Annotated in this window: 27 protein-coding genes; 16 read left to right on the top strand and 11 right to left on the bottom strand. The window is 72.4% G+C overall.

Going from position 1 to position 24,702, the window contains the following annotated elements; genetic code table 11:
- Positions 1 to 15: 15 nt before the first annotated feature.
- The 3 genes from IE172_RS22235 to IE172_RS22225 all read right to left on the bottom strand — a co-directional run bounded on the left by IE172_RS22235 (position 16) and on the right by IE172_RS22225 (position 2,027).
- Positions 16 to 675 (bottom strand): zf-HC2 domain-containing protein, encoded by a 660-nt coding sequence (locus tag IE172_RS22235; protein ID WP_190099042.1) that lies wholly within the window; start codon positions 673 to 675, stop codon positions 16 to 18.
- Positions 676 to 826: 151 nt separating this feature from the next.
- A complete protein-coding gene (locus IE172_RS22230) occupies positions 827 to 1,345 on the bottom strand; it encodes a hypothetical protein (RefSeq protein ID WP_190099041.1) in 519 nt (172 codons plus the stop codon).
- A gap of 136 nt (positions 1,346 to 1,481) precedes the next feature.
- Positions 1,482 to 2,027 carry a sigma-70 family RNA polymerase sigma factor gene (locus tag IE172_RS22225; protein ID WP_190099040.1) on the bottom strand — a complete coding sequence of 182 codons (546 nt, stop codon included), beginning with the start codon at positions 2,025 to 2,027 and terminating at the stop codon, positions 1,482 to 1,484.
- 212 nt (positions 2,028 to 2,239) lie between these two features.
- On the opposite strand from IE172_RS22225, the gene IE172_RS22220 reads away from it, so the two are divergent.
- Positions 2,240 to 3,394, top strand: coding sequence for a CapA family protein (locus tag IE172_RS22220; RefSeq protein ID WP_190099039.1), 1,155 nt, complete (start codon positions 2,240 to 2,242; stop codon positions 3,392 to 3,394).
- Positions 3,395 to 3,401: 7 nt separating this feature from the next.
- Here the strand turns inward: IE172_RS22220 and IE172_RS22215 are convergent, their stop codons facing one another.
- Positions 3,402 to 3,875: a MarR family winged helix-turn-helix transcriptional regulator gene (locus IE172_RS22215; RefSeq protein WP_190099038.1), complete on the bottom strand. Its 474-nt coding sequence runs from the start codon at positions 3,873 to 3,875 to the stop codon at positions 3,402 to 3,404.
- 57 nt (positions 3,876 to 3,932) lie between these two features.
- Between IE172_RS22215 and IE172_RS22210 the strand changes: the two genes are divergently transcribed.
- Entirely contained in the window at positions 3,933 to 4,748 is an 816-nt protein-coding gene (locus IE172_RS22210) for an alpha/beta fold hydrolase (protein ID WP_190099037.1), read from the top strand.
- Between the two features lie 20 nt (positions 4,749 to 4,768).
- Here the strand turns inward: IE172_RS22210 and IE172_RS22205 are convergent, their stop codons facing one another.
- Positions 4,769 to 5,230, bottom strand: a complete 462-nt coding sequence (locus tag IE172_RS22205) for a universal stress protein (RefSeq protein ID WP_190099036.1) — start codon at positions 5,228 to 5,230, stop codon at positions 4,769 to 4,771.
- Between the two features lie 145 nt (positions 5,231 to 5,375).
- On the opposite strand from IE172_RS22205, the gene IE172_RS22200 reads away from it, so the two are divergent.
- Complete coding sequence (locus IE172_RS22200; protein WP_190099035.1) at positions 5,376 to 6,218, top strand: polysaccharide deacetylase family protein; 843 nt, start codon at positions 5,376 to 5,378, stop codon at positions 6,216 to 6,218.
- A gap of 30 nt (positions 6,219 to 6,248) precedes the next feature.
- Here IE172_RS22200 and IE172_RS22195 read toward each other — a convergent pair whose 3' ends face one another.
- Positions 6,249 to 6,917: a class F sortase gene (locus IE172_RS22195; protein WP_190099034.1), complete on the bottom strand. Its 669-nt coding sequence runs from the start codon at positions 6,915 to 6,917 to the stop codon at positions 6,249 to 6,251.
- 335 nt (positions 6,918 to 7,252) lie between these two features.
- Between IE172_RS22195 and IE172_RS22190 the strand changes: the two genes are divergently transcribed.
- Positions 7,253 to 7,750: a hypothetical protein gene (locus IE172_RS22190; protein WP_190099033.1), complete on the top strand. Its 498-nt coding sequence runs from the start codon at positions 7,253 to 7,255 to the stop codon at positions 7,748 to 7,750.
- 98 nt (positions 7,751 to 7,848) lie between these two features.
- Here the strand turns inward: IE172_RS22190 and IE172_RS22185 are convergent, their stop codons facing one another.
- Positions 7,849 to 8,613, bottom strand: coding sequence for a bestrophin-like domain (locus IE172_RS22185; protein WP_190099032.1), 765 nt, complete (start codon positions 8,611 to 8,613; stop codon positions 7,849 to 7,851).
- A gap of 30 nt (positions 8,614 to 8,643) precedes the next feature.
- Complete coding sequence (locus tag IE172_RS35150; RefSeq protein ID WP_268253484.1) at positions 8,644 to 8,772, bottom strand: hypothetical protein; 129 nt, start codon at positions 8,770 to 8,772, stop codon at positions 8,644 to 8,646.
- Between the two features lie 640 nt (positions 8,773 to 9,412).
- On the opposite strand from IE172_RS35150, the gene IE172_RS22175 reads away from it, so the two are divergent.
- From IE172_RS22175 to IE172_RS22160, 4 genes are all read left to right on the top strand, one after another.
- Complete coding sequence (locus tag IE172_RS22175) at positions 9,413 to 10,342, top strand: SCO0930 family lipoprotein (protein WP_190099090.1); 930 nt, start codon at positions 9,413 to 9,415, stop codon at positions 10,340 to 10,342.
- A gap of 322 nt (positions 10,343 to 10,664) precedes the next feature.
- Complete coding sequence (locus IE172_RS22170) at positions 10,665 to 11,477, top strand: SAM-dependent methyltransferase (protein ID WP_190099030.1); 813 nt, start codon at positions 10,665 to 10,667, stop codon at positions 11,475 to 11,477.
- Positions 11,474 to 13,618 (top strand): putative bifunctional diguanylate cyclase/phosphodiesterase, encoded by a 2,145-nt coding sequence (locus IE172_RS22165; protein ID WP_190099029.1) that lies wholly within the window; start codon positions 11,474 to 11,476, stop codon positions 13,616 to 13,618. The genes IE172_RS22170 and IE172_RS22165 overlap by 4 nt, the downstream gene beginning before the upstream one ends.
- Before the next feature lie 74 nt (positions 13,619 to 13,692).
- On the top strand, positions 13,693 to 14,013 hold the full coding sequence (locus IE172_RS22160) for a nuclear transport factor 2 family protein (protein WP_190099089.1): 321 nt from the start codon (positions 13,693 to 13,695) through the stop codon (positions 14,011 to 14,013).
- An 84-nt stretch (positions 14,014 to 14,097) separates the two neighbouring features.
- Here IE172_RS22160 and IE172_RS22155 read toward each other — a convergent pair whose 3' ends face one another.
- The gene (locus tag IE172_RS22155) at positions 14,098 to 14,982 is read right to left on the bottom strand and encodes a LysR family transcriptional regulator (RefSeq protein ID WP_190099028.1); all 885 of its coding nucleotides are present in this window, start codon (positions 14,980 to 14,982) and stop codon (positions 14,098 to 14,100) included.
- 120 nt (positions 14,983 to 15,102) lie between these two features.
- Here IE172_RS22155 and IE172_RS22150 point away from each other — a divergent pair, with 120 nt between their 5' ends.
- From IE172_RS22150 to IE172_RS22125, 6 genes are all read left to right on the top strand, one after another.
- Positions 15,103 to 15,774 carry a succinate dehydrogenase gene (locus tag IE172_RS22150; RefSeq protein ID WP_190099027.1) on the top strand — a complete coding sequence of 224 codons (672 nt, stop codon included), beginning with the start codon at positions 15,103 to 15,105 and terminating at the stop codon, positions 15,772 to 15,774.
- Positions 15,775 to 15,776: 2 nt separating this feature from the next.
- Complete coding sequence (locus IE172_RS22145; protein WP_190099026.1) at positions 15,777 to 17,726, top strand: fumarate reductase/succinate dehydrogenase flavoprotein subunit; 1,950 nt, start codon at positions 15,777 to 15,779, stop codon at positions 17,724 to 17,726.
- Entirely contained in the window at positions 17,723 to 18,472 is a 750-nt protein-coding gene (locus IE172_RS22140) for a succinate dehydrogenase/fumarate reductase iron-sulfur subunit (protein WP_190099025.1), read from the top strand. Before IE172_RS22145 ends, IE172_RS22140 begins: the two co-directional genes overlap by 4 nt.
- 240 nt (positions 18,473 to 18,712) lie before the next feature.
- The gene (locus IE172_RS22135; RefSeq protein WP_190099024.1) at positions 18,713 to 19,486 is read left to right on the top strand and encodes a GNAT family N-acetyltransferase; all 774 of its coding nucleotides are present in this window, start codon (positions 18,713 to 18,715) and stop codon (positions 19,484 to 19,486) included.
- Entirely contained in the window at positions 19,486 to 20,295 is an 810-nt protein-coding gene (locus tag IE172_RS22130; RefSeq protein WP_190099023.1) for a lysophospholipid acyltransferase family protein, read from the top strand. Before IE172_RS22135 ends, IE172_RS22130 begins: the two co-directional genes overlap by 1 nt.
- Before the next feature lie 103 nt (positions 20,296 to 20,398).
- Entirely contained in the window at positions 20,399 to 21,346 is a 948-nt protein-coding gene (locus tag IE172_RS22125) for a DUF2382 domain-containing protein (RefSeq protein ID WP_190099022.1), read from the top strand.
- A gap of 72 nt (positions 21,347 to 21,418) precedes the next feature.
- Here the strand turns inward: IE172_RS22125 and IE172_RS22120 are convergent, their stop codons facing one another.
- Complete coding sequence (locus IE172_RS22120; RefSeq protein ID WP_190099021.1) at positions 21,419 to 22,417, bottom strand: LLM class flavin-dependent oxidoreductase; 999 nt, start codon at positions 22,415 to 22,417, stop codon at positions 21,419 to 21,421.
- A 60-nt stretch (positions 22,418 to 22,477) separates the two neighbouring features.
- Here IE172_RS22120 and IE172_RS22115 point away from each other — a divergent pair, with 60 nt between their 5' ends.
- Positions 22,478 to 22,969 carry a phosphatase domain-containing protein gene (locus IE172_RS22115; protein WP_190099020.1) on the top strand — a complete coding sequence of 164 codons (492 nt, stop codon included), beginning with the start codon at positions 22,478 to 22,480 and terminating at the stop codon, positions 22,967 to 22,969.
- Between the two features lie 37 nt (positions 22,970 to 23,006).
- Here IE172_RS22115 and IE172_RS22110 read toward each other — a convergent pair whose 3' ends face one another.
- Complete coding sequence (locus IE172_RS22110; protein WP_190099019.1) at positions 23,007 to 23,222, bottom strand: dodecin; 216 nt, start codon at positions 23,220 to 23,222, stop codon at positions 23,007 to 23,009.
- Positions 23,223 to 23,448: 226 nt separating this feature from the next.
- On the opposite strand from IE172_RS22110, the gene IE172_RS22105 reads away from it, so the two are divergent.
- Complete coding sequence (locus IE172_RS22105; protein ID WP_190099018.1) at positions 23,449 to 24,702, top strand: extracellular solute-binding protein; 1,254 nt, start codon at positions 23,449 to 23,451, stop codon at positions 24,700 to 24,702.

The raw sequence follows: 24,702 nt of genomic DNA, 5'->3' as shown, positions 1-24,702 counted from the left end.
CACGGGGCCGGGGCGTCACCGCGGATCCAGTGTCACCAGGTGCTCGCCCTGCTCGGTGCGCACCTCGTAGCGGGCGATCTGGTCGGGGTGCATGGCCGAACCGCTCCGCATCGTGTTGGGGCGCGCGTCGTGACGGTCCACGCGCCAGCTGGTCACCGTCTCCTCGGAGCCGTCCCGGCCGATCACGACCAGGTGGCAGACGCGGGGGCCCGCGCCGTCCTTCACCCTCAGCTCCACGTGGCTGCCCCAGGCCTCGTCCTCCGCGGTCACCTCCGCCCACACCCCGGACCGCTCGTCGGTCGCCGCGATGCTCACGGCGCGGCCGGCGCCGGCGCCCCCGCCCTGCGCCATCACCGCGACGGGCGCGGACACCGCGATCACCACCGAGGCGGCCAGCGCCAGCAGCAGCCGGCGGCGCCCCGCGCGGTTGCGGGCCGCCACCTCGGACACGAGCCGGTCCAGCATCCTCGGGCCCGGCTTCGCCAGCGGGTGCACCGGGCGCGGAGTCGCGCTCCGGTACAGCATCAACTGGCGTGCGGCCGGCCCGAATTCGGTCACCTGGACAGCGCAGCTCGGGCACTCCATGAGGTGGTCCTCGAAGCGGAACGCCTCCGCCTCGTCCAGCACGCCGAGCGCGTAGGCGCCGACGTCGCGATGCCTCTCCAGGGACCTCATGCCGAATCCTCGTGCCGTTGGGTGCGGGTGGGGTTACTCCTTGCTCCCACCGGTACGCACCAGTCGGCCGAATCACTCAAGCCGCGTGCCGAATCGTGACCAAAGGATTCGGAGCCCTCCGGCCCGCGGATTGGTCGGATTTCCGGGGAACCTAGAAGAGGTGGATGGCGAGGTGGCCGAGCGGCAGCCCGAGCTGCCAGGCCGGCGTCCACACCTTGGGTCCCTCGTCCTCGCCGCCCGCCGCGCCGCCCGGCACCGCGTTGAGATCCGGTGCCAGCAGCTCCGTCTCCCGCAGCCAGCGCCACGCCTCCCGGGCCAGCTCCAGATCCGGATCCGGCACCTCCCGGCCGGCCGCGGCCGCGTCCCCGGCCAGCTCGGCGAGCCGGCCCCGCACCCACTCCTGCCAGGGCTGGTCGTACGCGGTCAGCGACAGCCAGGTCTCCAGCTGGGTGATCACCCGGATGCCGGACAGCTCGCCCTCGGTGTCGGACAGGAAGACGGTCAGTGCCAGCGCGTCCCGGCCCGCCCGGAACTCGAACGACGTCGGCGGCATGAGATCACCGCTGCGCAGCAGCTCGTCGGCGATGTACTCGGCGTACAACCAGGCCATGGGGACGATGAGTTCACCGTCGCCGGTGCCGTCCGTGCTCTCTCGACCTCTGTGCAGCATCCCTTCCTGCCTTCCTCCGGTGCGTGCGCGTCGCCCGAACCCGGGCCCCCGGTCCGGAACACGGATGAGGACAGCCGATTACTCAACCGGGGTCGTCGGCAAGGCGCTTTACGGAGGTTTGACTCGGCGGTCGGTTTCACCGCATGTCGGAGGCGTATCCGGGAAGCACCCGGCGCAGGGCGCGCAACGCGTAGAACGCGCGGGACTTCACGGTACCGGGCGGGATTCCGAGGGCCGTCGCGGCTTCCGCCACACTCGCCCCCTCGAAGTACACCAGCACCAGGACTTCACGGTGCTCCGGAGTGAGTGTCTTCACAGCCTCACGGACATCGAGCATCGCCGCGGCCCGCTCGGCGTGGTCGGAGATCACCCGCGCGTTCTCCAGCACCGCGTCCCCGACCTCGGGCGGGCGGGCCTGCCGGGCCCGCCGCGCGTCGATCGCGAGCCGCCGTCCCACCGTCAGCAGCCAGGGCCGCACGGAGTCGAAGTTCTCGGCGCGCAGGGCCTCGGGGTGCTGCCACGCGCGCACCAGCGTCTCCTGGACCAGATCCTCCGCGCGCTGCCGGTCTCCGTCGCAGAGCCGGAGCAGCAGCGCGAAGAGAGGCCGGCCGTGCTCGCGCTGCAGTGCGGCGAGCTCGTGCTCGGCGGTCGTCCCGTTCGTGAGTGTGATTCCGGCCGTCATGGCCGTATGCCAGCGCACGGCGCTCCCCGGGGACAGGGCGTGCGCAGGGGCGTGCGGCGGACGGTCGATCGCGTCGACGAACGGTTCGACGAACGGTCGGGGGTGGCCGTTCGCGCACGCCGGACGGCCTAAAGGGCGTGTCGGTGCGGCCACCGACGGGATGTGGCTTCTTACCTGTTTATCCACAAATACGACTACAGCGGGGTGAAGCGATGATCACACGCAGTCGGCAGGTGGCCCTCGTCCTGACCGCCGTCCTCGCCGCGGGCGCCGCCTGCCAGGCCCGCGACCACCGGCCACCGGAACCGGGGCGTCCGGCCCCGTCCGCCTCGGGCCGCCCCGGCTTCACGCTCGTCGCCTCCGGCGATGTGCTGCCCCACACCTCCATCATCGAGCGCGCCCGCTACGACGCCGGCGGCACCGGATACGACTTCCGGCCGATGCTCGCCGGCATCCGCTCCGTCGTCGCCCCCGCGGACGTGGCGCTGTGCCACATGGAGACCGTCTACGGCGCCGACGGCGACTACACCGGCTACCCCCTCTTCAAGTCCCCGCCCGAGATCGCCCACGCCCTCGCCACCACCGGGTACGACGGCTGCTCCACCGCCTCCAACCACACCCTCGACGACGGCTCGGACGGCATCCGCCGCACGCTCGACGCCCTCGACCGGGCGGGCGTCCGGCACGCCGGTTCGGCGCGCAGCGAGCAGGAGTCCCGCACCGTGACCGTGCTGCGCGCGGGCGGGGCACGCGTCGCCCACCTCGCCTACACCTACGACACCAACGGCCTGCCGATGCCCCCCGGCCAGCCCTGGGCGGTCGCCCTGGTCGACGAGGCGCGGATCGTCGAGGACGCGCGGGCCGCCCGCCGGGCCGGAGCCGATGTCGTCGTCGTCTCCGTGCACTGGGGCACCGAATGGCAGGACGCCCCCGACGAGCGGCAGACCGCACTGGCCCGCTCGCTCACCGCGTCGAACACCGGCGGCCGCCCCGACATCGACCTGATCCTCGGCACCCACGCCCATGTCCCGCAGGCGTACGAGAAGGTCAACGGCACCTGGGTGGTCTACGGCATGGGCGATCAGGTCGCCGGTGAGATGACCGGCCACGACGGCGCCCTGGACCCCCGCGGGAACCAGTCCACCGTGGGCCGCTTCACCTTCGCCCCGCCCGCGCGCGAGGGCGGGCGCTGGCAGGTGACCCGCGCCGAGTTCGTCCCGCAGTTCTTCGACGTGGACGCCGGGCGGGTCGTCAACCTCAACCAGGCACTCGCCCGCGGAGCCGAACTGCGCTCGGTGCGCGACCGGATCAGGGACGTCGTGCTGAGCCGGGGCGCCGCGCAGGACGGCCTCCGGATGGGGGAGTGAGCGCGCGTCAGCCGGCGTCGACGTGCTCCAGTGCCTTCAGCAGTTCGCCCAGCACCCGCAGACAGGCCGTCACGTCCGCTTCCGTCAGGTCGCCGCCGGTCTCCCGCAGCAGCCGGTGCTCGTGCTCCAGGACGGCGGTGATCGCCGCGGTGCCCTGTCGTGTCGGCCGGATCAGTGGCGAGCGCCGGTGAGCGGGGTTGGGGACGCTCTCCACCAGGTGCTGTGCCGTCGCGTCGTTCACCATGCGCTGGACGAACTGCCGGCTGATCGCCTGCGCCCTGCCCATCTGCGGCACCGTCATGGGCCCGTTGCGGTGCAGCAGCGTCAGCACGGCGCGCACGCCCAGCGACAGTTCCGCGGTGTCCAGACCCTGCTCCACGCTGCGCTGGGCGCGCCGGTAGAGGGGGCCGACCAGGTCGTACACCTCGGTGAGGCGGTGGCCGAGTTCGTCCGGGGGGAGGGGTGCGTCCATGTCTGTCACTCCGCCATCATGACATCCAGGTTGTCAAACTCGCCGCAAGATGACACCTTGGTTGTCATGACTGTTGCTTCGGATCTGCGTTTCCTCCCCACGGCCGACGGCGATCTGGCCTACCTCGACACCGGTTCGGGTGATCCGGTCGTCCTGGTCCACTCCGGGTACGTGGACCACCGGGTCTGGCAGGACCAGATCCCCGCCCTGGCCGCGCACCACCGGGTGATCGCACCGGACGTGCGCGGCCACGGATTCTCGGCCAACGCGACCGCGCCGTTCCGCTGGGCCGACGATCTGGCCGCGCTGCTGCGGCACCTCGACGCGGGGCCCGCCGTCCTCGTCGGCCTCTCGATGGGCGGGGTGATCGTCACCGACACGGTGCTGGAGCACCCCGGACTCGTCCGCGCCGTGGTCACCAGTGGTGCCGTGACCGGGGACTTCCAGTACACCGACGCCTGGCACCAGGAGCTCCAGGCCGAGAGCGCCCGGGCGCTGGCCGCCGGAGACGTGGAGGCCTGGCTCCGATCCTTCCTCCGTGTGGTGCCCGGGCCGCACCGCGGCCCCGACGACATCGACCCGGAGGTCCCGCGCCGGCTGCGCGAGATGGCCCTCCACACGCTCTCCAAGCACACGCCGGACGAGACGGACTGGCTGGTGCGGGTGACCGGCTCCTGGGACCGGCTGCCGGAGATCGGCGTCCCGCTGCTCACCCTCAACGGCGCCCTCGAACCCGCCGACCTGCACGCCGCGGCCGAGCGGCTCGCCGCGGCGGTCCCCGACGGCCGGTCGGTGACCATCGGGGGAACCGGCCACTACCCCAACCTGGAGCGGCCGCGGCTCTTCAACGACGCCGTCCTCGGTTTCCTGCGCACCCTCTGACGCGGCGCCGGCACCACCGCCTACGGCACCACGGTCACCGGCCAGCGTCCGGCCTTCACCAGGCGCACCGCGACCGATCCGACGAACCGGTGGCCGGCCTGCTGGGACGCGCCCACGACCACCGCGTCCGCCCGCAGGTCGTCCGCCGCCTTCACCAGGCCGTTGTAGGGGTCTCCGCGAAAGGTGTGGAACTCCCAGCGGATGTCGGAGAGTCCCTTGATCCGCTCCATCGCCTCCCGGATCTGCGTCACCAGCTCCTCGGCGATCTCCTCCGTCGCGTCCGCCACCGGCGCGCCCAGGGCGACTCCCGCCGCCACCACCCGCTGCACGTACACGACGGCCAGCAGGGCGCCCTGACGCCGGGCCAGACCGGAGGCGTACGCCGCCGCCCGCAGTGAGGAGTCGGAGCCGTCCACGCCGGCCACGATCACCTTCGGGCCGTCCGTGCCCCGTTCGAACCGGGGGGCCTGCTGTTCCGTCACCCGGGCGAGGCTATCGGACCGCGTGCCCCGGTCCGTCGTGTGCGCACGGCAATCGCCCGCCAAAACTGCGCCGACCGGGTGAAATCGTGCCGCCGCACCGGTGTTGTCGAGGTGCGTCGGCCCTCCGCGGGGCGACTGATGAGTCATGCAGAAGGATCAGTTGCTCACCCGGCGCCGGGCGTTGCTCACCGGTGCGGCCACCCTGGGCGCGGCGGGTGTCGCCGCGGCACTCGCGCAGGGCACCGGGAACCGGGCCGCGCCGCCGCCCCCGGTGCCGCCCGCCGCCGGCGCCCAGGCCGCCCGCCGTCCGCTCAAGCCCTCCGAATACCGCCTGAGGCCCCTGGCCGGCTACGGCCCGCCGAGCACGGCCGGCAGCACACCGGTGCGCAGGCAACCGCTGCTGCGGATGTCCGGGCGCGGCCGCACCATGGTGCTGACCTTCGACGACGGACCCGACCCCCGCTACACCCCGCCCATCCTCGACACCCTGGCCCGCTACGAGGTGCGGGCGATGTTCTTCGTGTGCGGGGGGATGGCGGCCGAGAACCGGGATCTCCTGGCCCGGATGGCGGACGAGGGCCACGTGGTCGGCAACCACACCTGGAGCCACCCGCTGCTCACGCGCCTCAGCCGCCGCCGGATCCGCTCGGAGATGGAACGCACCTGCGACATCATCGAGAAGGCCCACGGCGAACGCCCCGCCTGGTTCCGCGCGCCCTACGGCGCCTGGAACCGCGCCGCCTTCCAGCTCGGCGCCGAACTGGGCATGGAACCCCTGGGCTGGACGGTCGACACCCTGGACTGGACCTCCCCGGGGACCGCCACCATCGTCGACCGGGTGGAGCAGGGCGCCGCACCCGGCGTCGTGGTGCTCTCGCACGACGCCGGGGGCGACCGCTCCCAGAGCGTGCGGGCCCTGCGCACCTATCTGCCGGAACTGCTGGACTCCGGCTACCACATCAGCGTGCCCCGCCGGCAGTACGCCTGAGAGCCCCCGCCCGTCCGGACGGGGGACCGCTCAGCGGACCTCGGCCAGGCGGGCGAAGGCGACGACGTTCCCGTCGTAGCCGTCCTGCTGGGAGAACCCGCCGCCACAGGTGATGACCCGCAACTCCGCCGTGCCCTTGGAGGCGTAGACCCGGTCGCCGGGGAAGTCGTTCTTCGCGAAGACCTCGACGCCGTAGATCTCGAACACGGCGGTCCTCCCGTCCCTGCGCGCGATCTCGACGCGGCTGCCCTTCTGCAGCGCCCCGAGTCCGTAGAACACCGCCGGGCCCTGCGCGTTGTCGACGTGGCCGACGACGACCGCCGTGCCCTTCTCGCCCGGCGAGACCGCGCCGGTGAACCAGCCCGCCAGATTCGGGTCCTCGGGCGGCGGCGCGTCCACCCAGCCCTCCACGTCCAGACCCACCGGCATGACCGGCGCGTCCACCTGGATCGCCGGGATACGGACCCGGTCCGGCACCGCGTACGGCAGCGGCCCCACCGCGGGCACCGTGATGCCGGCGGGAGCCCGGGTGTCGGCGGCGGCCGCGCCCGCCGGCTGGGGCGGCCCCACGTCGAACTCCCCCGAACCGTTCCGGATGAGCGCGAGGCCGGTCAGCAGAACCAGCGCTATCACGCCCCACGGGGCGCGTCTTCTCCGCCGGACCTCCCATTCGGCTTCGTCCGGCTCGAAAGCAGACATTCGCCTTCCCCTCTCGACACGGCCGTCGCCGTACCACTCGCGCATGACGAAAACGCTAGGCGGCACGCGCGCAACCGGCGACGGGGCGGTGGCGAACGGGTGGCCGGGACCGGGCACGGTGCGCCATCCGGGGCGGGGCCCGACGAAGATTTTCTGACGGTCCGTGACCTGCGGCGATACCCTCCGGCGCGGTTTTCCGCCAGGGGTCGCCCTCACCGGTACGGACCACTCCCGAAATGCGGCCCGGCGCAGCGCATCTGAGGGTCTTTCCGGGAGGCGCTTTCTCGCCGATCGGACCGGGGACGGGCCCCGGGGCGCCTTCCGCGGAGGATCACATGCGCAACTCACGTGCCCTGGCGGCCGCCGGTGTCGCGGCCGCCGTCCTGGGGGTCGCCGCTCCGGCGGCCGTCGCGGACTCCGGCCGGGTGCCCAACCCGTCCAACATCGTCGCCCTGCCCAGCGTCATCGCCCGCGGTGGCCAGCTGACCATCACCGTCGACGGCTGCCCCAACGGCGGCACGGCGACCTCCAACGCCTTCCCCAGGACCAACCTGACACCCATCCACGGCGCCAACGGCACCGCGAAGGGCACCGCCACCATCGACGACGACGCCCGCGCCGGTTCCTACGACATCACGGTCCAATGCTCCGGCAGGAGCCTGACCCGCCCGGCCGCCTTCACCGTCATCGGCGGGGTCCGCGGCGGTATCGGCGGCAGCAGCACCAGCGGTGCCACCCCCACCGACATGGCGATCGGCGGTGCGCTGGTGGCCGCCGCGGTCGCCGGCAGCGGTGTCTTCTGGATGCGCCGCCGCGCCGAGAAGCGGATCTGAGCCGCTGTCCCCCTCGGTCCCGATGCGTACGTGTTCGACAGGCCGCGCCCCGGATCCCGGAGGATCCGGGGCGTCGCCGCGTCCTTCCGCGAGGGGGATCAGCCCCCGAGGTGAGGGAAGAGCCGCAGGAACGGGTCCGCCGAGGTGGCCAGACCCCTGCCGTACGGCGCGTCGAAGTCCCAGATGAGGAAGAGCAGGAAGGCGATCAGTGCGGAGAACAGCCCGGCGAGGACCATCTCCCGCGTGGTGCGCCGGATCTGCAGCGCGAAGATCATCCCGATCGTGATGACGGCCCCCGCGACCAGGCCGAACCACACCACGCCCGGCATGGTCTCCCCGGTCGACTCGGCCCGGGCGCTGCGCGCCTCGTCGGCGGCGGCCACCTGGTCCACCAGGGGCTGGTAGGCCTGGGCCTCGAAGTCCGTCCGCGGCTCGTAGTCGGTGACGTCCCGGCGGACCCGGTCGAGCAGTTCGCCACCGCGCTCGGTGACCCGGCTGTCGTCGGCCATGGACCGCCACTCCGTGGTGACGACGTGTCCGACATAGGCGTTGACATCGTCCCGGATCCGGTCGCGCACCTCGACGGGGTAGACCCGTACCCGCTCGCTGATCTCGTGCAGGGCCACCGCCTCCGCCCGTACGTGTTCCTGGGCGGCGCTGCGGCCCTCCCAGACGCCGGCGATGGCGAGACCCAGGACGATGGCGTACACCACACCGATCCACATCGTCATGTACTCGATGACGTCCGGGGTCTCGCTGGTGTCCTCGTCGTCGGCCGCCCTGCGGTGCCGCAGCAGGGTGATGACGACCACGACGGCGCAGGCGGCGAGCATCGCGAGGGTGAGAACAAGCCATTCCGGCAAGAGGTGCCTCCAGAAGGGGTCGGGCGGGTCTCAGCGCGGACGCAGCGCGGCGATGGCGACCACCGCGGGCGTCGTGATGAGCAGGACGAAGGTGAGCGGCGACGTGGCGCCACCGGTGGGCTTCGGTGCCGGGGCCGCGCGGTACGCCGGATAGTGCACGGGCGCGGCGGACGGCCGGGGCTTCGGCGGGTCCGGCGGCGGCGCCGGCGGTGGCGATGGCGGTGGCGGTGGCGGTGGCTCGGGCCGGGCCGGCGGGGGCGGTGGCGCGGGGGCCACGGGCGCCGGCGGCGGCACCGGACGGGCCTTGGGCGGGGGCGGATCCGGTGTCGGATCGGGACTCGGCGGGGGAGTCGGCGCCGGCGGTGGCGGTGGCGGTGGCGGTGTCGGAGTGGGCGTGGGGGTGGGCGTCGGGGTCGGGGCCGGCACGCAGGGCGGGGGGTCCGTCCAGGTGATGCTGCCCGCGATCGCCACCGCCTCCGTGCCGCCCGGTCCCGTCGAGGCGTACGCGCAGGCGTCGGCCACCGCCGCGCCGGGCGCCCCGGCGAGCGCCCAGACCAGCGCCGCCGCGGCCAACGCGCCTGCCGCGGCGCGGGATTGGGTCCGTACGAGAGGTTGCACGACGAGGATCATGAGTCGGGAACCGCCCGGTCACGCGTGGCAGCCCGGTGATTGCCCCGAAGGAGTTAAAGAAAGAAAACCGGGCCGCCGTTGAACACGAGGCGTGCTTCCGTGCGTACCCATCGTCGAGCGGCGGCACAGCAGGGCGCTGCAAGACCTGGTCGATGATGTGGAGTTGACGATGAAGACCACCTGGCGGACCGCCTCACTGGTGGCGAGCGCCGCGGCGGTGCTGGCCCTGACCACCGCGTGCGGTCAGGACGCCCCGCCGCCCCCCGTCAGCCAGAACGTGGGTGCCACGGCCGCGCCCGGCGCCGCGGGCACCGCCGGCGGCGGTGACCAGGCCGGCGGCGGGCAGGGCGCGGCGAGCCCCGCCGACACCGCGGGCGAGCTGAACGTCTCCACCAACGCCGAACTGGGCAAGGTGGTGACCGACAACCTGGGCCTGACCCTGTACCGCTTCGACCAGGACACCGCGAAGCCGCCCAAGTCCAACTGCGAGGACGACTGCGCCAAGACCTGGCCGCCGGTGCCCGCCGACGACGCCTCGGCCGGCGAGGGCATCGACGAGGCGCTGCTGGGAGAGGTCACCCGGGCCGACGGCACCAAGCAGCTCACCGTCGACGGCTGGCCCGCCTACCGGTACGTCAAGGACGTCAACGCGGGGGACGCCAAGGGGCAGGGTGTGGGCGGCAAGTGGTTCGCCTTCACCCCCGAGGGCAAGAAGGCGCGAGGGGCCGCGCAGGCGGGGCTGTCCACCCGCCAGGATCCCAAGCTGGGCGAGATCGTCGTCGACAGGAACGGCATGACGGTCTACCGCTTCATGAAGGACGAGGCCTGGCCGAAGCCCGTGTCGGCCTGCACCGGCGCCTGCCTGGAGAAGTGGCCGGTGGTGGCACCGGTCGACTTCGCGGACACCAAGGGCATCCAGAAGAAGAACTACATGACCTTCACCCGCCCGGACGGCGCCGCCCAGCAGACCATCAACTGCTGGCCCATCTACACCTTCGCCGGTGACAAGGCCGCCGGCGACACCAACGGTCAGGGCGTGGGCGGCACCTGGTACGCCGTGCGCCCCGACGGAAAGCCGGTCGGCGCTTCGGAGAAGTAACTACCTCCCAAGGTGTCGTCCGCTCCGGATGCCGCCGGCCGAGTGTCCGCCCCTCCGCAGCCCGCGGAGGGGCGGACCGTTTTGCCGTGCTTCACCTGAACCCGGGGAAATATCGGCACTCTTCGCCGGGAACTTCTCGACGTGCCGGAACTCTCCGGAATGCCGCGGACACTTCTCGTCACGCATACGGGTATACCGATTCGGCACGTGCCATTGGCAGTGACCGGGAACGGACGGTCAATTTCCGTTTGGGCTCGCCCGATTGGCAGGCGATCAGTAGCCTCTGCTCGAACACCGGATCGCCTACGTTGTGGAGAGTTGCATGGAGCGTCCCGCCTGGGCTCCCCGGAGCATCGACATCTCGGTGCCCAGCGTCTCCCGGATGTACGACTACTACCTGGGCGGATCGCACAACTTCGAGGTCGACCGGGAAGCGGCCCGCAAGGCCATGGAGTTCATGCCGGGCCTGCCCAAGATCATGCAGGCGAACCGGGCGTTCATGCGCCGGGCGGTGCGTTTCGCCGCCGCCGAGGGCATCACCCAGTTCCTGGACATCGGCTCCGGCATTCCGACGTTCGGCAACGTCCACGAGGTGGCGCGGGCGGCAGCTCCGGACGCCCGAGTGATGTACGTCGACCACGACCCGGTGGCCGTGGCGCACAGCCAGGCGGTTCTCCAGGGAACCGACGGCGCGGGCATCCTCGCGGCGGACCTCCGAAAGCCCGGGGAGATCCTGAACAGTCCCGAACTGCTCCGGCTGATCGACCTGAACCGGCCGGTGGCGCTGCTTCTCGTTGCCATACTGCATTTCGTGGAAGACGCGGACGACCCGTATGCGGCGGTGACCGAACTGCGTGAGGCGCTCGCGCCCGGCAGCATGCTCGTACTCACCCACGCCTCCTACGACGGGATCCCGCTGCCGCCGGAACGTGCCGAGGGCGCGGTGGACGTGTACCAGAACATCCGCAATCCGCTGATCATGCGCACGCGCGACGAGATCGCGCGGTTCTTCGAGGGGTACGACATGGTGGAACCCGGACTGGTGCCGATGCCGCGGTGGCGGCCCGACACCGCACCGGAGGACGAGGATCCCTACGCCTTCTCCGGATTCGCGGGCGTGGGGCGTACGGCGTGAGCGCGGAGCCGGACGGGCCGGAGGACAGACTTCGCCGGTTCGCGACGATCTGGAGCCGGGCCGTCTTCCCGGTGACCTCGACCTCGTCGACCCGCTCCGAGTTCGAGGCGCGTCTGCTGCCGCTGGCCCGGCTGCTGAGCCGGGCGCTGCGGGCCAGATCGTTCGACGCGGACGCGGGCAGGCAGGCCGGCGCGTCCCTGGTCCGCGAACACTGCACCGACCCCGAGGCGCTCAGCCGCACCCTGGACTGCGTGGACGCCTATCTCGTCCTGTACTGCGGCGAGGACGGCGACCGCGAGGACCTCAGGGCACGCAGCGCCAGGCTCCAGCACGCCATGGCCGCCGGGTTCGCGCAGGCGCTGCGGGAGCGGACGCTGGCCGAGCAGGAGGCCATCGCACGGGCCGCGCTGGAGGCCCAGGGCGTGGTGGCGCAGGCGCTGCACGCCACCGAGGCCCGCTTCCGCGCGGTCTTCGAGGGCGCGGCGATAGGCATCGCCATAGCCGACCTGGACGGCAACATCTTCCAGGTCAACGGCGCGCTGCGGCGCATGTTCGGCCTGTCCGAGCAGGGCCTGCGCGGCCGCAACGTCAGGGACTGGGTCCACCCCGACGACCCTCCGCAGACCTGGCGGCTCTACGAGGAACTGGTGAGCGGCGAGCGCGAGCACTACCACCTCGAGAAGGCCTTCTACCGCCCCGACGGAACGGTCCTGTGGACCAACCTGACGGTGTCCCTGCTGCGCGACGCCGACGGCGAACCGCAGTACCAGCTCGCCCTCATGGAGGACACCACCGAGCGGCGGCTGCTCAACCTGCGCCTGCGCTACGAGGCCACCCACGACGCGCTCACCGGGCTGCCCAACCGGACGTTCTTCTTCGAGCGGCTGGAGAAGGCGCTCGGCGCCGGCGAGGGGCAGCGGTTCGGACTGTGCTACCTCGACCTGGACGGCTTCAAGACCGTCAACGACAGCCTCGGGCACGCAGCCGGCGACCGGCTGCTCGTCGAGGTCGCCGACCGGCTCCAGGCCTGCGCCACCGCGCCCGGCGAGATGGTGGCGCGGCTCGGCGGCGACGAGTTCGTGGCGCTGACCACCGGCCCGGACACCCGGCGCACGGTCGACGAGCTCGCCGCCCGCATCATGAACGCGCTGCTCGCCCCGATCAGCGCCGACGGCCGTGAGCTGACCGTGCGCGGCAGCATCGGCATCGTCGAGGGACCGGCCGGTGAGCGCAGCCCGGCGGAGGTCCTGCGCAGCGCCGACATCACCATGTACCGGGCCAAGTCGGCGGGCGGCAACCGTTTCGAGCTCGCCGACCCGGAGGCCGACGCCCGCGCCATCACCCGGCACGGGCTCACCACGGCGCTGCCGACGGCCCTGGACCGGGGCGAGTTCTTCATCGAGTACCAGCCGCTGGTGCACCTCGGTGACGGGAGCGTCCGGGGAGCCGAGGCGCTGGTGCGCTGGCTGCACCCGCAGCACGGGGTGCTCTCCCCGGACCGGTTCATCCCGCTCGCCGAGCACACGGGACTCATCGTGCCGCTGGGCCGCTGGGTGCTGGAGCAGTCTGTGCGCCAGGCACGGGAGTGGCAGGACCGGCACGGCGGTGCGGAGGCCCTCGGCCCGCTGCGCGTCAACGTCAACCTCTCGCCCTGCCAGCTCACCCACCCGGGGCTGGTCCAGGACACCGTGGAGATCCTGGAACGCACGGGGGTCGAGCCCGACGCGCTGTGCCTGGAGGTGACCGAGTCGGCGCTGATCGGAGCGGACGACGATCTGCTGAAGCCGCTGCGCCGCCTGGCGGAGATGGGCGTCGACATCGCCCTGGACGACTTCGGCACCGGCTACTCCAACCTGGCCAATCTGCGCCGGCTCCCGGTGAGCGTCCTGAAGCTGGACCGTTCCTTCACCCAGAGCATGCAGCAGTTCCCGGCCGACCCCGTCGACCTCAAGATCGTCGAGGGCATCGTCTCCCTGGCCCACAGCCTCGACCTCGCGGTCACGGTGGAGGGCGTGGAGACGGGCGCCCAGGCCGAACAGCTGCGCATCCTGGGCTGCGACACGGCCCAGGGCTGGTACTACGCCCGCCCGGGCCCGCCGGAGCGCCTGCACGAGCTGGCGCTGGTGGACGCGACGGGTTGAGCAGGTCGGGAACGGTGGGGACGAGCCGGGAGAGAGACTCGGTGCGAGCGGCGATCGAGGGTGAGCTGCGGCTCATGGACCCGGCGGTACGGTCCTCCCGCACCGAGGTCGTGCGCCTGCTGGACCCGGCGTTCACCGAGGTGGGAGCCTCCGGCCGGCGCTACACGTACGAGGAGATGATCGCCGAGCTGCACGACCACCCCGGCAGCTCGGCCGACGGACCGGTTCACGAGCCGTCGGAGATCACCGGGGTGCTCCTGGCCCCCGGTCTGGTGCACCTCACGTACGAGACACGCTTCGACGGGCGCCGGGCCCTGCGCAGCTCCCTGTGGCGCGAGCAGGACGAGGACACGGGTTGGCGCATGTACTACCACCAGGCAACGCCGACGCCCTGAGGGACGCGAGGAGCCGCGCACGGGGGTCCGGGGGCGAAGCCCGAAGGGGCGGAGGGCGAGGAATCCCCGCGCGCGCCACCCGCGTCAGCGCTCCAGCAGCATCCGCTGCAGCTCCCGCGCCGCCCGGGGCGGGGCCACGTCGCTGCGGTGGGCCAGGGCGATCGCGCGACGCAGTCCCGGCCGCGCCAGCGGAGTGACCCGCAGCCCGTGTCCCGACCGCGCGGCGACCATCCGCGGCACCACCGCCACCCCCAGCCCCGCGCGCACGAATCCCAGCACGGCGTCCATCTCGCCGCCCTCCACCGCGAACTCCGGCTCGAACCCCTCCGCCCGGCAGGCCGCCACCGTCAGCTCGCGCAGGTCGTACCCGTGCCGGAACATCACCAGCCGCTCACCCTCCAGATCGGCGATCCGCACGGTGCGCCGCCCCCGCCCCGGCCGCGCGACGTCCGGCGACGACACCACCACCAGGTCCTCCCGCAGCAACTCGACCGTGGTCAGGGAGGGCGACGGCGTCGGCAGCGGCAGCACCACCAGGGCCAGATCCAGCGCCCCCCGCGCCAGCTCCCGCACCAGGTCGTGCGATCCGCCCTCCTCGATCAGCAGCCGCACGCCCGGATACCGGTCGTGGAAGGCACGCAGCACGTCGGGCAGCAGGCCGGTGCACAGACTGGGCGTCGCCCCCAGCCGCACCCGCCCGCCGCGCAGCTGCGCCACCTCCTGCACCTCGTGCCGCGCCGTGTCCGCGTCGGCCAGGATGCGCCGCGCCAGCGGCAGCAGCGCCTCGCCCGCGTCGGTCAGTGTGATGTTGCCGCGCGCCCGCCCGAACAGATCCGCCCCCAGCTCCCGCTCCAGCGCCTTGATCTGCTGGGACAGGGACGGCTGCGCGACATGGACGAGCTCGGCGGCCCGGGTGAAGTGCCGGGTCTCGGCGACCGCCACGAAGTACTGGAGCTGCTGGAACTGCATCCAGCCAGCATAGCCACCGCCTATCAGAACGAGGCGGACCATGTCTTGGACCGATGGGGCCCTCCGGCCCTAGCGTCTGATGGCATGGCTCTGGCAACGCGGACGGACCGACGGCCGTCCATGGCACGCACCGTGTGGAACTCGACCGTCGGCAAGAAGACAGTGATGGCGGTCAGCGGCCTCGTCATGCTGCTCTACCTGGTCGCCCACATGCTCGGAAACCTGAAGATCTTCTTCGGGACCGACGAGTTCAACCACTACGCGCACTGGCTGCGCACCGTGGGCGAGCCGCTCATGCACTACGAGTGGACGCTCTGGGTGATCCGCGTCGTGCTGGTCGTCGCGGTCGTCGCCCACGCCGTCTCCGCGTACCAGCTCAGCCGCCGGGACATCAAGGCGCGGCCCAGCAAGTACGTGCACAAGAAGCCGCGGGCCGGCTACGCCACGCGCACCATGCGCTGGGGCGGGATCATCCTCGGCCTGTTCATCGTCTGGCACATCCTCGACCTGACCACCGGCACCGTGCACTCCGGTGGCTTCGAGTCGGGCAAGCCCTACCAGAACGTGGTGGACACCTTCTCCACCTGGTACGGCAACGCGATCTACATCGTCGCGATGCTCGCCGTCGGCCTGCACATCCGGCACGGCTTCTGGAGCGCCGCCCAGACCCTCGGCGTCGGCAGCCGTACCCGGGACCGTGCCCTGAAGGCCGTCGCCGACGTCCTCGCGCTGCTGCTCACGGCCGGCTTCCTCGCCGTGCCCGTGGGTGTCATGACCGGAGTGGTGAGCTGAACATGACTTCCTACACCGACTACACGACCGGTGCGCCGGTCGCCGACACCAAGGCCCCCGACGGCCCGGTCCACGAACGCTGGGACAGGCGCCGCTTCGAGGCCAAGCTGGTCAATCCCGCCAACCGGCGCAAGCACACGGTCATCGTCGTCGGCACCGGCCTGGCCGGCGGCTCCGCCGGGGCCACGCTCGCCGAGCAGGGCTACCACGTCGTCCAGTTCTGCTACACGGACTCCCCGCGCCGGGCCCACTCCATCGCGGCGCAGGGCGGCATCAACGCGGCGAAGAACTACCGCAACGACGGCGACTCCGTCCACCGCCTGTTCTACGACACCGTCAAGGGCGGCGACTTCCGGGCCCGCGAGTCCAACGTGCACCGCCTCGCGCAGATCTCCGTGGAGATCATCGACCAGTGCGTGGCCCAGGGCGTGCCCTTCGCCCGCGAGTACGGGGGCCTGCTGGACACCCGCTCCTTCGGCGGCGTCCAGGTCTCCCGCACCTTCTACGCCCGCGGCCAGACGGGCCAGCAGCTGCTGCTGGGCGCCTACCAGGCGCTGTCGCGGCAGATCGCGGCCGGCAACGTGGAGATGCACCCGCGCACCGAGATGCTCGACCTGATCGTCGTCGACGGGCGGGCGCGCGGCATCGTCGCCCGGGACCTGATCACCGGGAAGATCGACACCTACTTCGCCGACGCCGTCGTCCTGGCGAGCGGCGGCTACGGCAACGTCTTCTACCTGTCGACGAACGCCATGAACTCCAACGCGACCGCCGTCTGGCGGGCGCACCGGCGCGGCGCGTACTTCGCCAACCCCTGCTTCACGCAGATCCACCCCACCTGCATCCCGCGCACCGGCGACCACCAGTCGAAGCTGACGCTGATGAGCGAGTCGCTGCGCAACGACGGCCGGATCTGGGTCCCGAAGGCCAAGGGCGACGACCGTCCGCCGAACAGGATCCCCGAGGACGAGCGCGACTACTACCTGGAGCGCATCTACCCCTCCTTCGGCAACCTGGTGCCCCGCGACATCGCCTCCCGCGCCGCGAAGAACGTCTGCGACGAGGGCCGGGGCGTGGGCCCCGGCGGCCAGGGCGTCTACCTGGACTTCGCGGACGCCATCCGGCGGATGGGCCGCAAGGCGGTGGAGGCCAAGTACGGCAACCTCTTCGACATGTACCAGCGGATCACCGACGAGGACCCGTACCAGGTGCCGATGCGGATCTACCCCGCCGTGCACTACACCATGGGCGGCCTGTGGGTCGACTACGACCTGCAGACCACCGTCCCGGGCCTGTTCGCGGTCGGCGAGGCCAACTTCTCCGACCACGGAGCCAACCGCCTCGGCGCCTCCGCGCTGATGCAGGGCCTGGCCGACGGCTACTTCGTGCTGCCGGCGACCATCAACGACTACCTGGCCCGCAACCCGAACCAGGACGAGGTCGCCCCCGACCACCCGGCGGTGCAGGAGGTGCTGGCCGGGACCGAGGACCGGCTGAACCTGCTGCTGTCCGTCGACGGCGACCGCACCCCCGACTCCTTCCACCGTGAACTCGGCGAGCTCATGTGGGAGTTCTGCGGGATGGCCCGCTCCGACGCCGGCCTGCGCAAGGCGCTGGAGCGCATCCCGCAGATCCGCGAGGAGTTCTGGCGGCGCATCAAGGTGCCCGGAACCGGCGAGGAGTTCAACCAGTCGCTGGAGAAGGCCAACCGCATCGTCGACTACCTCGAACTCGCCGAGCTGATGTGCCTGGACGCGCTGCACCGCACCGAGTCCTGCGGCGGCCACTTCCGGGAGGAGTCCCAGACCCCCGACGGCGAGGCCGCCCGCAAGGACGAGGAGTTCGCGTACGCCGCCGCCTGGGAGTTCACCGGCACCGGCGAGGCTCCCGTCCTGCACAAGGAAGACCTGGTCTTCGAGTACGTCCACCCCACCCAGCGGAGCTACGCATGAAGCTCACCCTGCGCGTCTGGCGGCAGAAGAACGCCGACGCCGACGGCGCCATGTCCACGTACGAGGTGGACGGCATCTCACCCGACATGTCCTTCCTGGAGATGCTCGACACCCTCAACGAGGAACTCATCCTCAGGGGCGAGGACCCCGTCGCCTTCGACCACGACTGCCGCGAGGGCATCTGCGGCGCCTGCTCGCTGGTCATCAACGGCGACGCCCACGGGCCCGAGCGCACCACCACCTGCCAGCTGCACATGCGGTCCTTCAAGGACGGCGACACCATCGACGTCGAGCCGTGGCGGGCGTCCGCCTTCCCGGTCGTGAAGGACCTGGTGGTCGACCGGTCGGCCTTCGACCGCATCATCGAGGCCGGCGGCTACATCACCGCGCCCACCGGATCCGCGCCCGAGGCCCACGCCACACCGGTGCCGAAGCCGGACGCCGATTTCGCCTTCGAGCACGCGGAGTGCATCGGGTGCGGGGCGTGCGTGGCGGCCTGCCCCAACGGGGCGGCGATGCTGTTCACCTCCGCGAAGATCAACCATCTGAACGTGCTGCCGCAGGGGGCTCCCGAGCGCGAGACGCGGGTCCTGGACATGGTGGCGCAGATGGACGACGAGGGGTTCGGCGGGTGCACGCTCGCGGGCGAGTGCGCCACCGCCTGTCCCAAGGGGATTCCGCTGACCTCCATCACGGCGATGAACAGGGAGTGGCTGCGGGCCACCCGCAAGGCGGGCAAGCGGTAGCGCCGCTCCACCCCGCACGACGCCGCGCCCCGCGCCCGCGGCGTTTCACCGGACGTTCGCCCGAGGAGCGGACGGACGGGGCCGGGAGAGGTGCTCCTCCCGGCCCCGTGTCGCTCCGCCGCTCCTGGCATTCAGCATCTCCACATCCGCGCTCCCGGCTCCGGTCACGCGGCAGCCAACCCGGCTCGGGAGAACGGGGGTGTCCCCACTCCCGCTCCGGTGCGTGATCAGGAGAGAGCCATGACCGGCGTGCTGACCGTCGACCACCCCCCGCGGCCCACCGCCCCCACCCGCTACACCGTCACCCTCGCCCGCGACGAGGAGGACGTGCGGGCCGCGCAGCGCCTTCGCCACGACGTCTTCGCCGGGGAGATGGGCGCCCTGCTGTCCACCCCCCGGCCGGGCCTGGACGTCGACCCCTTCGACGCCCACTGCGACCACCTGCTGGTGCGCGAGGAGGCGACCGGGCAGGTCGTCGGCACGTACCGCCTGCTGCCGCCCGAGCGCGCGGGGACCGCCGGGCGGCTGTACGCGGAGAGCGAGTTCGACCTGTCGGCCCTCGACGCGATACGGCCCTCGCTCGTCGAGGTCGGCCGCTCCTGTGTGCATCCCGGCCACCGCGACGGCGCGGTCATCGGCCTCATCTGGGCGGGCATCGCCCGCTACATGACCGACCGCGGCCACGGCTGGCTGGCCGGCTGCTGCTCCGTCCCGCTCGCCGACGGTGGCGCGCTCGCCTCCGCCGCCTGGGACCGGGTGCGGGCCGGGCACCTCGCGCCCGAGGAGTACCGCGTGCGCCCGCTGCTGCCCTGGCTGCCGCGGAGCACGGCACCCGCCGTCGCCCCCGCCGGGCTGCCCGCCCTGCTGCGCGGCTACCTCCGGCTCGGCGCCTGGGTCTGCGGGGAGCCCGCGCACGACGTGGACTTCGGGGTGGCCGACTTCTGCGTGCTGCTGCCGATGGACCGCGTCAACCCCCGCTATCTGCGCCACTTCCTCTCCCTCGTCCCGGCCTGATGAGCGTCTGGCTGCCGGGGGCGCCCTGCACCCCCCGGGGCTGCGTGGACCGTACGCGCAGCGGGACGGCCGTACCGCGGGCCGTGCTGCGGCTGGCGGCGGTCGGGGTGCTGCTGCTCACCGGGATCGCGCTGCTGCCGTTCGGCCGGTGGATCCCGGCCGGCCCGGTGCGCCGGTGGTGCCGGTGGATCGTGCGGGCGGCCGGGGTCCGGGTCCGGGTCGCCGGCGCCGCCCCGCCCACCGGCGGACTGCTGCTGGTCGCCCACCACATCTCGTGGCTGGACGTCCCCCTGCTCGCCGCGGTCCGCCCGGCGCGGCCGCTGGCCAAGTCGGAGATACGGCGCTGGCCCGTCGCGGGGGCCCTGGCCGCCCGCGCGGGCGTGGTGTTCATCGACCGCGACCGGCTGCGGGCCCTGCCGGACACGGTCGCCGTGCTCACCGGGATCCTGCGCTCCGGTGCGGCGGTCGCCGCGTTCCCGGAGGGCAGCACCTGGTGCGGACGGGCGCGGGGGGAGTTCCGCCGCGCGGTGTTCCAGGCCGCGCTGGACGCCGGGGTCCCGGTGCAGCCGGTCCGTATCCGCTACCGGGACGGACGGGGCGGACCGGCCACCGCGCCCGCCTTCGTCGGGGACGACACCCTGCTCGCCTCCCTGTGGCGGGTGGCGTCGGCCCGTGGCCTGACCGCCGAGATCGAGGTGGAGGAACCCATCCCGCCGGGCCGCCACGGAGACCGTCGTGCCCTGGCCCGCGCGGCACAGGCGCCGGGCGTGCCGGGCCAGCGGGACGGTGCCGGTGGCCACCACCGGTGAGCACTGTCCAAAAGTAAGTGCTTTTTGTGTCATTTGTTCCGTTTTCGGGTCGCTGATCAGGAGAACCGGAGAGGAACGACTCCCGAAGGGAGGGTGATGGAAGATGATCACCCGCGAAGAGATCTCGATCCTTCTGGATCACCCCGTGTACGACGGGGACGGCAACAAGATCGGCGACGCGAAGCACGTCTTCCTCGACGACGCGAGCGGACGCCCCGAGTGGGTGACCGTCAAAACGGGCATGTTCGGGTCCAGCGAGTCGTTCGTCCCCATGCGCGACGCCGCTCTGGTGAAGGACCACCTCGAGGTCCCCTACCGCAAGGACAAGATCAAGGGCGCTCCCAACGTCGACATCGACGCGGGCGGTCACCTGTCGGTGGACGAGGAGCAGCGTCTGTACGAGTACTACGGCATCAACTGGGACTCCGTCCTGGGCGACCCGGCCGAGCGTGAAGGCGGGACCGGCACGGGCACGGCCGGTACGGGCACGGGTACGGGCACGGCCGGCACGGGTACGGCCGGTGCCGCCGGCGTCGCGGGCGCGGCCGGAGCGGCGGGCACCGCACCCGAGCCGGGCAGGACGGCCGGAACGCCGGGAGCCGCGGGTCACCGCGGCGAGGCCCGCACGGGACCGCGTGACGACGCCATGACCCGCTCCGAGGAGCAGATGCACGTCAGCGTCGAACGCCGCGAGGCCGGACGGGCCAGGCTGCGCAAGTACGTGGTCACCGAGGAGGTCCAGCAGACCGTGCCCGTGCGCCACGAGGAAGTACGCGTGGAGCGTGAGCCGATCACCGAGGCCAACCGGGGCGAGGCCATGGAGGGCCCGGAGATCTCGGAGGCCGAGCACGAGGTCACCCTGCACGAGGAACGCCCCGTCGTGACGACCGAGACGGTGCCGGTGGAGCGGGTCAGGATGACGACGGAGGAGAAGTCGGAGGAGACGACGGTCCGCGGCCGCGTCCGCAAGGAGCGCATCGAGGCGGAGACCGAGATGGACGAGGACTCCGGACGCCGGGGCCGCGACGTCCCCGGCAAGGGCAGGGAGTAGGAGCACCGGCCCCCGCATCACTCCCGCAGCGCCGCGCGCCGGTGGGTCCGTCACCGGCGCGCGGCGCTGCCCTCACAGACCGGCGATCGCGGCGAGCCGCCGGTAGGAGTCCAGCAGCGCCTCCCGGTCGTGGGTGCTGGTGGTGACGAGCACCTCCTGCGCGCCCGTGTCCTTCAGCAACGACTCCAGCCCGTCCGCCACTTCCTCCTCCGTGCCCGCGAGCTGACCGGCCAGCCCGGCCTCGTAGAAGCCGCGCTCCTTCGCGGTCATGGCCAGCGACTCGACGCGCTCGGCGGGCGGCAGCGGCGGGAAGGTGCCGTGCGTGCGGGAGTACGCCATCGACCAGGCCTCCGGGATCAGCAGCCGCCGGGCCCGTTCGGGGGTGGCGGCCACCGCGACCGTGCCGGAGACGACGACGTACGGTTCGCTCGCCCACCGCGACGGACGGAAACGCGCCCGGTAGCGGTCGATGCCGCGCCGCATCCGGTCGCGGTCCCGGAGGTCGCCGATGACCAGCGGCAGGCCCGCGGCCGCCGCGACGGACGCGCCCTCGCCCATGGCCAGCACGAAGGGCGGCACGGTGAGGCCTTCGGACGGCCGGGCCCGCACCCCCGTGGGGGAGGCGCCCAGGAACCAGCCGAGCAACTCGTCGAGCTGCGCGGCGAAGTCGTCGGCGTCGTCCTTGTCGCGGCCCAGCGCCCTGCGCACGCCGTCGGTGAAGCCGACCGAGCGTCCCAGACCCATGTCCACGCGCCCCGGGAACAGCGACTCGAGCACGCCGAACTGCTCGGCCACGACGAGCGGCCGGTGGTTGGGCAGCATGACCCCGCCGGTGCCGACGCGGATCGTCCGGGTCGCGCCGGCCACGGCGGCGGCCAGCACCGTCGGCGCCGAACCGGCCACGCCCGGCACGCCGTGGTGCTCCGAGACCCAGAACCGGTGGTAGCCGAGGCGCTCCGCCTCCCGCGCCAGGGCGACGGTGTCCCGCAGCGCCTCGGGGCCGGTGTGCCCCTCGCGCGTGCGGCTGCGGTCGAGGACGGAGAAGCGGGCCGAGGCGATGACGGAACTCATACCGTGTTCAACACCCGGGCGCCCCCAGGATTCCGTCCGTCAGGTGTCTAGAGTGGCGGTGTGACCGACCGCGACGAGCGGCCGCTGGCCGTGTTCGACCTCGACAACACCCTCGCCGACACCGCGCACCGGCAGCACTTCCTGGAGCGCCGGCCGCGCGACTGGGACGCCTTCTTCGCCGCGGCGCCCGCCGACCCCCCGCTCACCGAGGGTGTCGCGCTGGTCCGGGAGAGCGCGCGGGAGTGCGAGATCGTCTACCTCACCGGGCGGCCCGAGCGCTGCCGGCGCGACACCGTGGACTGGCTCGCCGCGCAGGGGCTGCCGAAGGGCGACGTGCACATGCGCGGCAACGCCGACCGCAGGCCCGCCCGGCACACCAAGCTGGCGATCCTCCGCCGTCTGGCCCGGGCCCGGGAGATCCGCGTCCTGGTGGACGACGACGAACTGGTCTGCCTGGACGCCCGGCGGGCCGGTTTCACGGTCGTCCAGGCCCGCTGGACGGCCCCGTCCGGGGAGCTGAAGGACGCTCAGGAGCGCGAAGGGCGGACCTGAGCCGCCCAGCCGGCCGGAGCTCGGGAGACGGCCCCGCTCAGTCCGTCTCCTCCAGGCGGAAACCGACCTTGATCCCCACCTGCCAGTGCGCGATCCGCCCGTCCTCGATCTGGCCGCGCACCTGGTTCACCTCGAACCAGTCCAGATTGCGCAGCGTCTGCGACGCGCGCTCGATGCCGTTGCGCACGGCCTGGTCGACGCCCTCGGGCGAGGTGCCGACGATCTCCGTGACGCGGTAGGTGTGGTCCGACATGCTGCTGCTCCTCTCCCCGGCGGGCCGTCCGCCGCACCGGGCGCCGCTCGTGTCACACGTCACTCCACAGTGCCCCACCATGCCGCCGGGCGCGAGGCGTCGCCCTCGTTCGCCTCACGGCTTGACCTGACCATTGGTCCATACCAAGATGCTGGTCACCCGCACGAGCCTCCGCTCGCCCCCCACGTCGGGCCGCCCTGTACGTCAGACAGAAACAGGTCCCCACGTGAGACGCCGTCTGCTCGCCCTCGTCTGTGTGTCCGCCACCCTGCTCAGCGGCTGCGGAATGCTGCCCGGCAGCGAACCGGAACGGCGCACGGTCACCGTGTGGGTGATGCAGCACAGTGCCTCTCAGGAGTACCTGGACCGCTTCACCGAGGAGTTCGAGCGCGAGCACACGGACATCGACCTCGACGTCCGCGTCCAGGAGTGGACCGGCATCGGCGAGAAGGTGCAGCGGGCGCTGGAGACCGACGAGCCCGACGGGCCGGACGTCATCGAGGTCGGCAACACCCAGGTCGCCACGTACGCGGAGGGCGACGGACTGCTCGACCTCACCCTGGAGTCGATGCGGGACTGGGGCCGCGACGACTGGCTGCCCGGCCTCGCCGAACCCGGCCAGTGGGGCTCCCAGCAGTACGGCATCCCCTGGTACGCCGCCAACCGCGTCGTCATCTACCGCAAGGACCTCTTCCGGGAAGCGGGCGTCACCGCGCCGCCGGAGACCCGCGACGAGTGGCTCACCCTCACCGAGAAGCTCGACACCGGAGACGGCCAGGGCATCTACCTCGCCGGGCAGGACTGGTACACGCTCGCCGGATTCATCTGGGAAGAGGGCGGCGAACTCGCCACGAACCGGGACGGCGTCTGGCGCGGCACCCTCGACAGCCCACAGGCGCTGCGCGGCATGGACTTCTACCGGCGGCTCCAGGCGCTCGGCGACGGACCGGTCGACGCCGACGAGGAACACCCCCCGCAGGCCGGGGTGTTCGCCGACGGCCGCGTCGCGCAGATCGTGGCCGTACCCGGGGTGGCGCGTGCCATTCTGAAGCAGAATCCGGCGCTCGAGGGCAAGTTGGGGTACTTCCCCGTCCCCGGCAGGAAGGCCGGCACCGCCGGCTCCGTCTTCACCGGCGGCTCCGACCTCGTCGTGCCCGCCAACACCGACGTCCGGGACGCCGCGATCGAGGTGGTCGCGGCACTCACCGGCGAGCGCTGGAACACCGATCTCGCCCGCACCATGAACTACGTCCCCAACAAGGCGTCCCTCGCCGGCGCGGTCGCCGGGGAGGAGGGGGTCGCGGCCATGGCGGCCGGAGCCGCCCAGGGCCGGGCGACCCCCGGCACACCCCAGTGGAGCGAGGTCGAGGCGGACAACCCGATCAAGGAGTACATGACGAAGGTGCTCAGGGGCGCGGACCCGGCCACGGAGGCCCGACGCGCCGCCGGGCGCATCACCGAGGCCCTGGCCTTCGACTAG

This window comes from Streptomyces griseoflavus, from assembly GCF_014649995.1.
Lineage (GTDB): Bacteria > Actinomycetota > Actinomycetes > Streptomycetales > Streptomycetaceae > Streptomyces > Streptomyces griseoflavus.
Note: the sequence above shows the minus strand (reverse complement) of the source record. Positions and strands in the feature narration are given on the sequence as shown.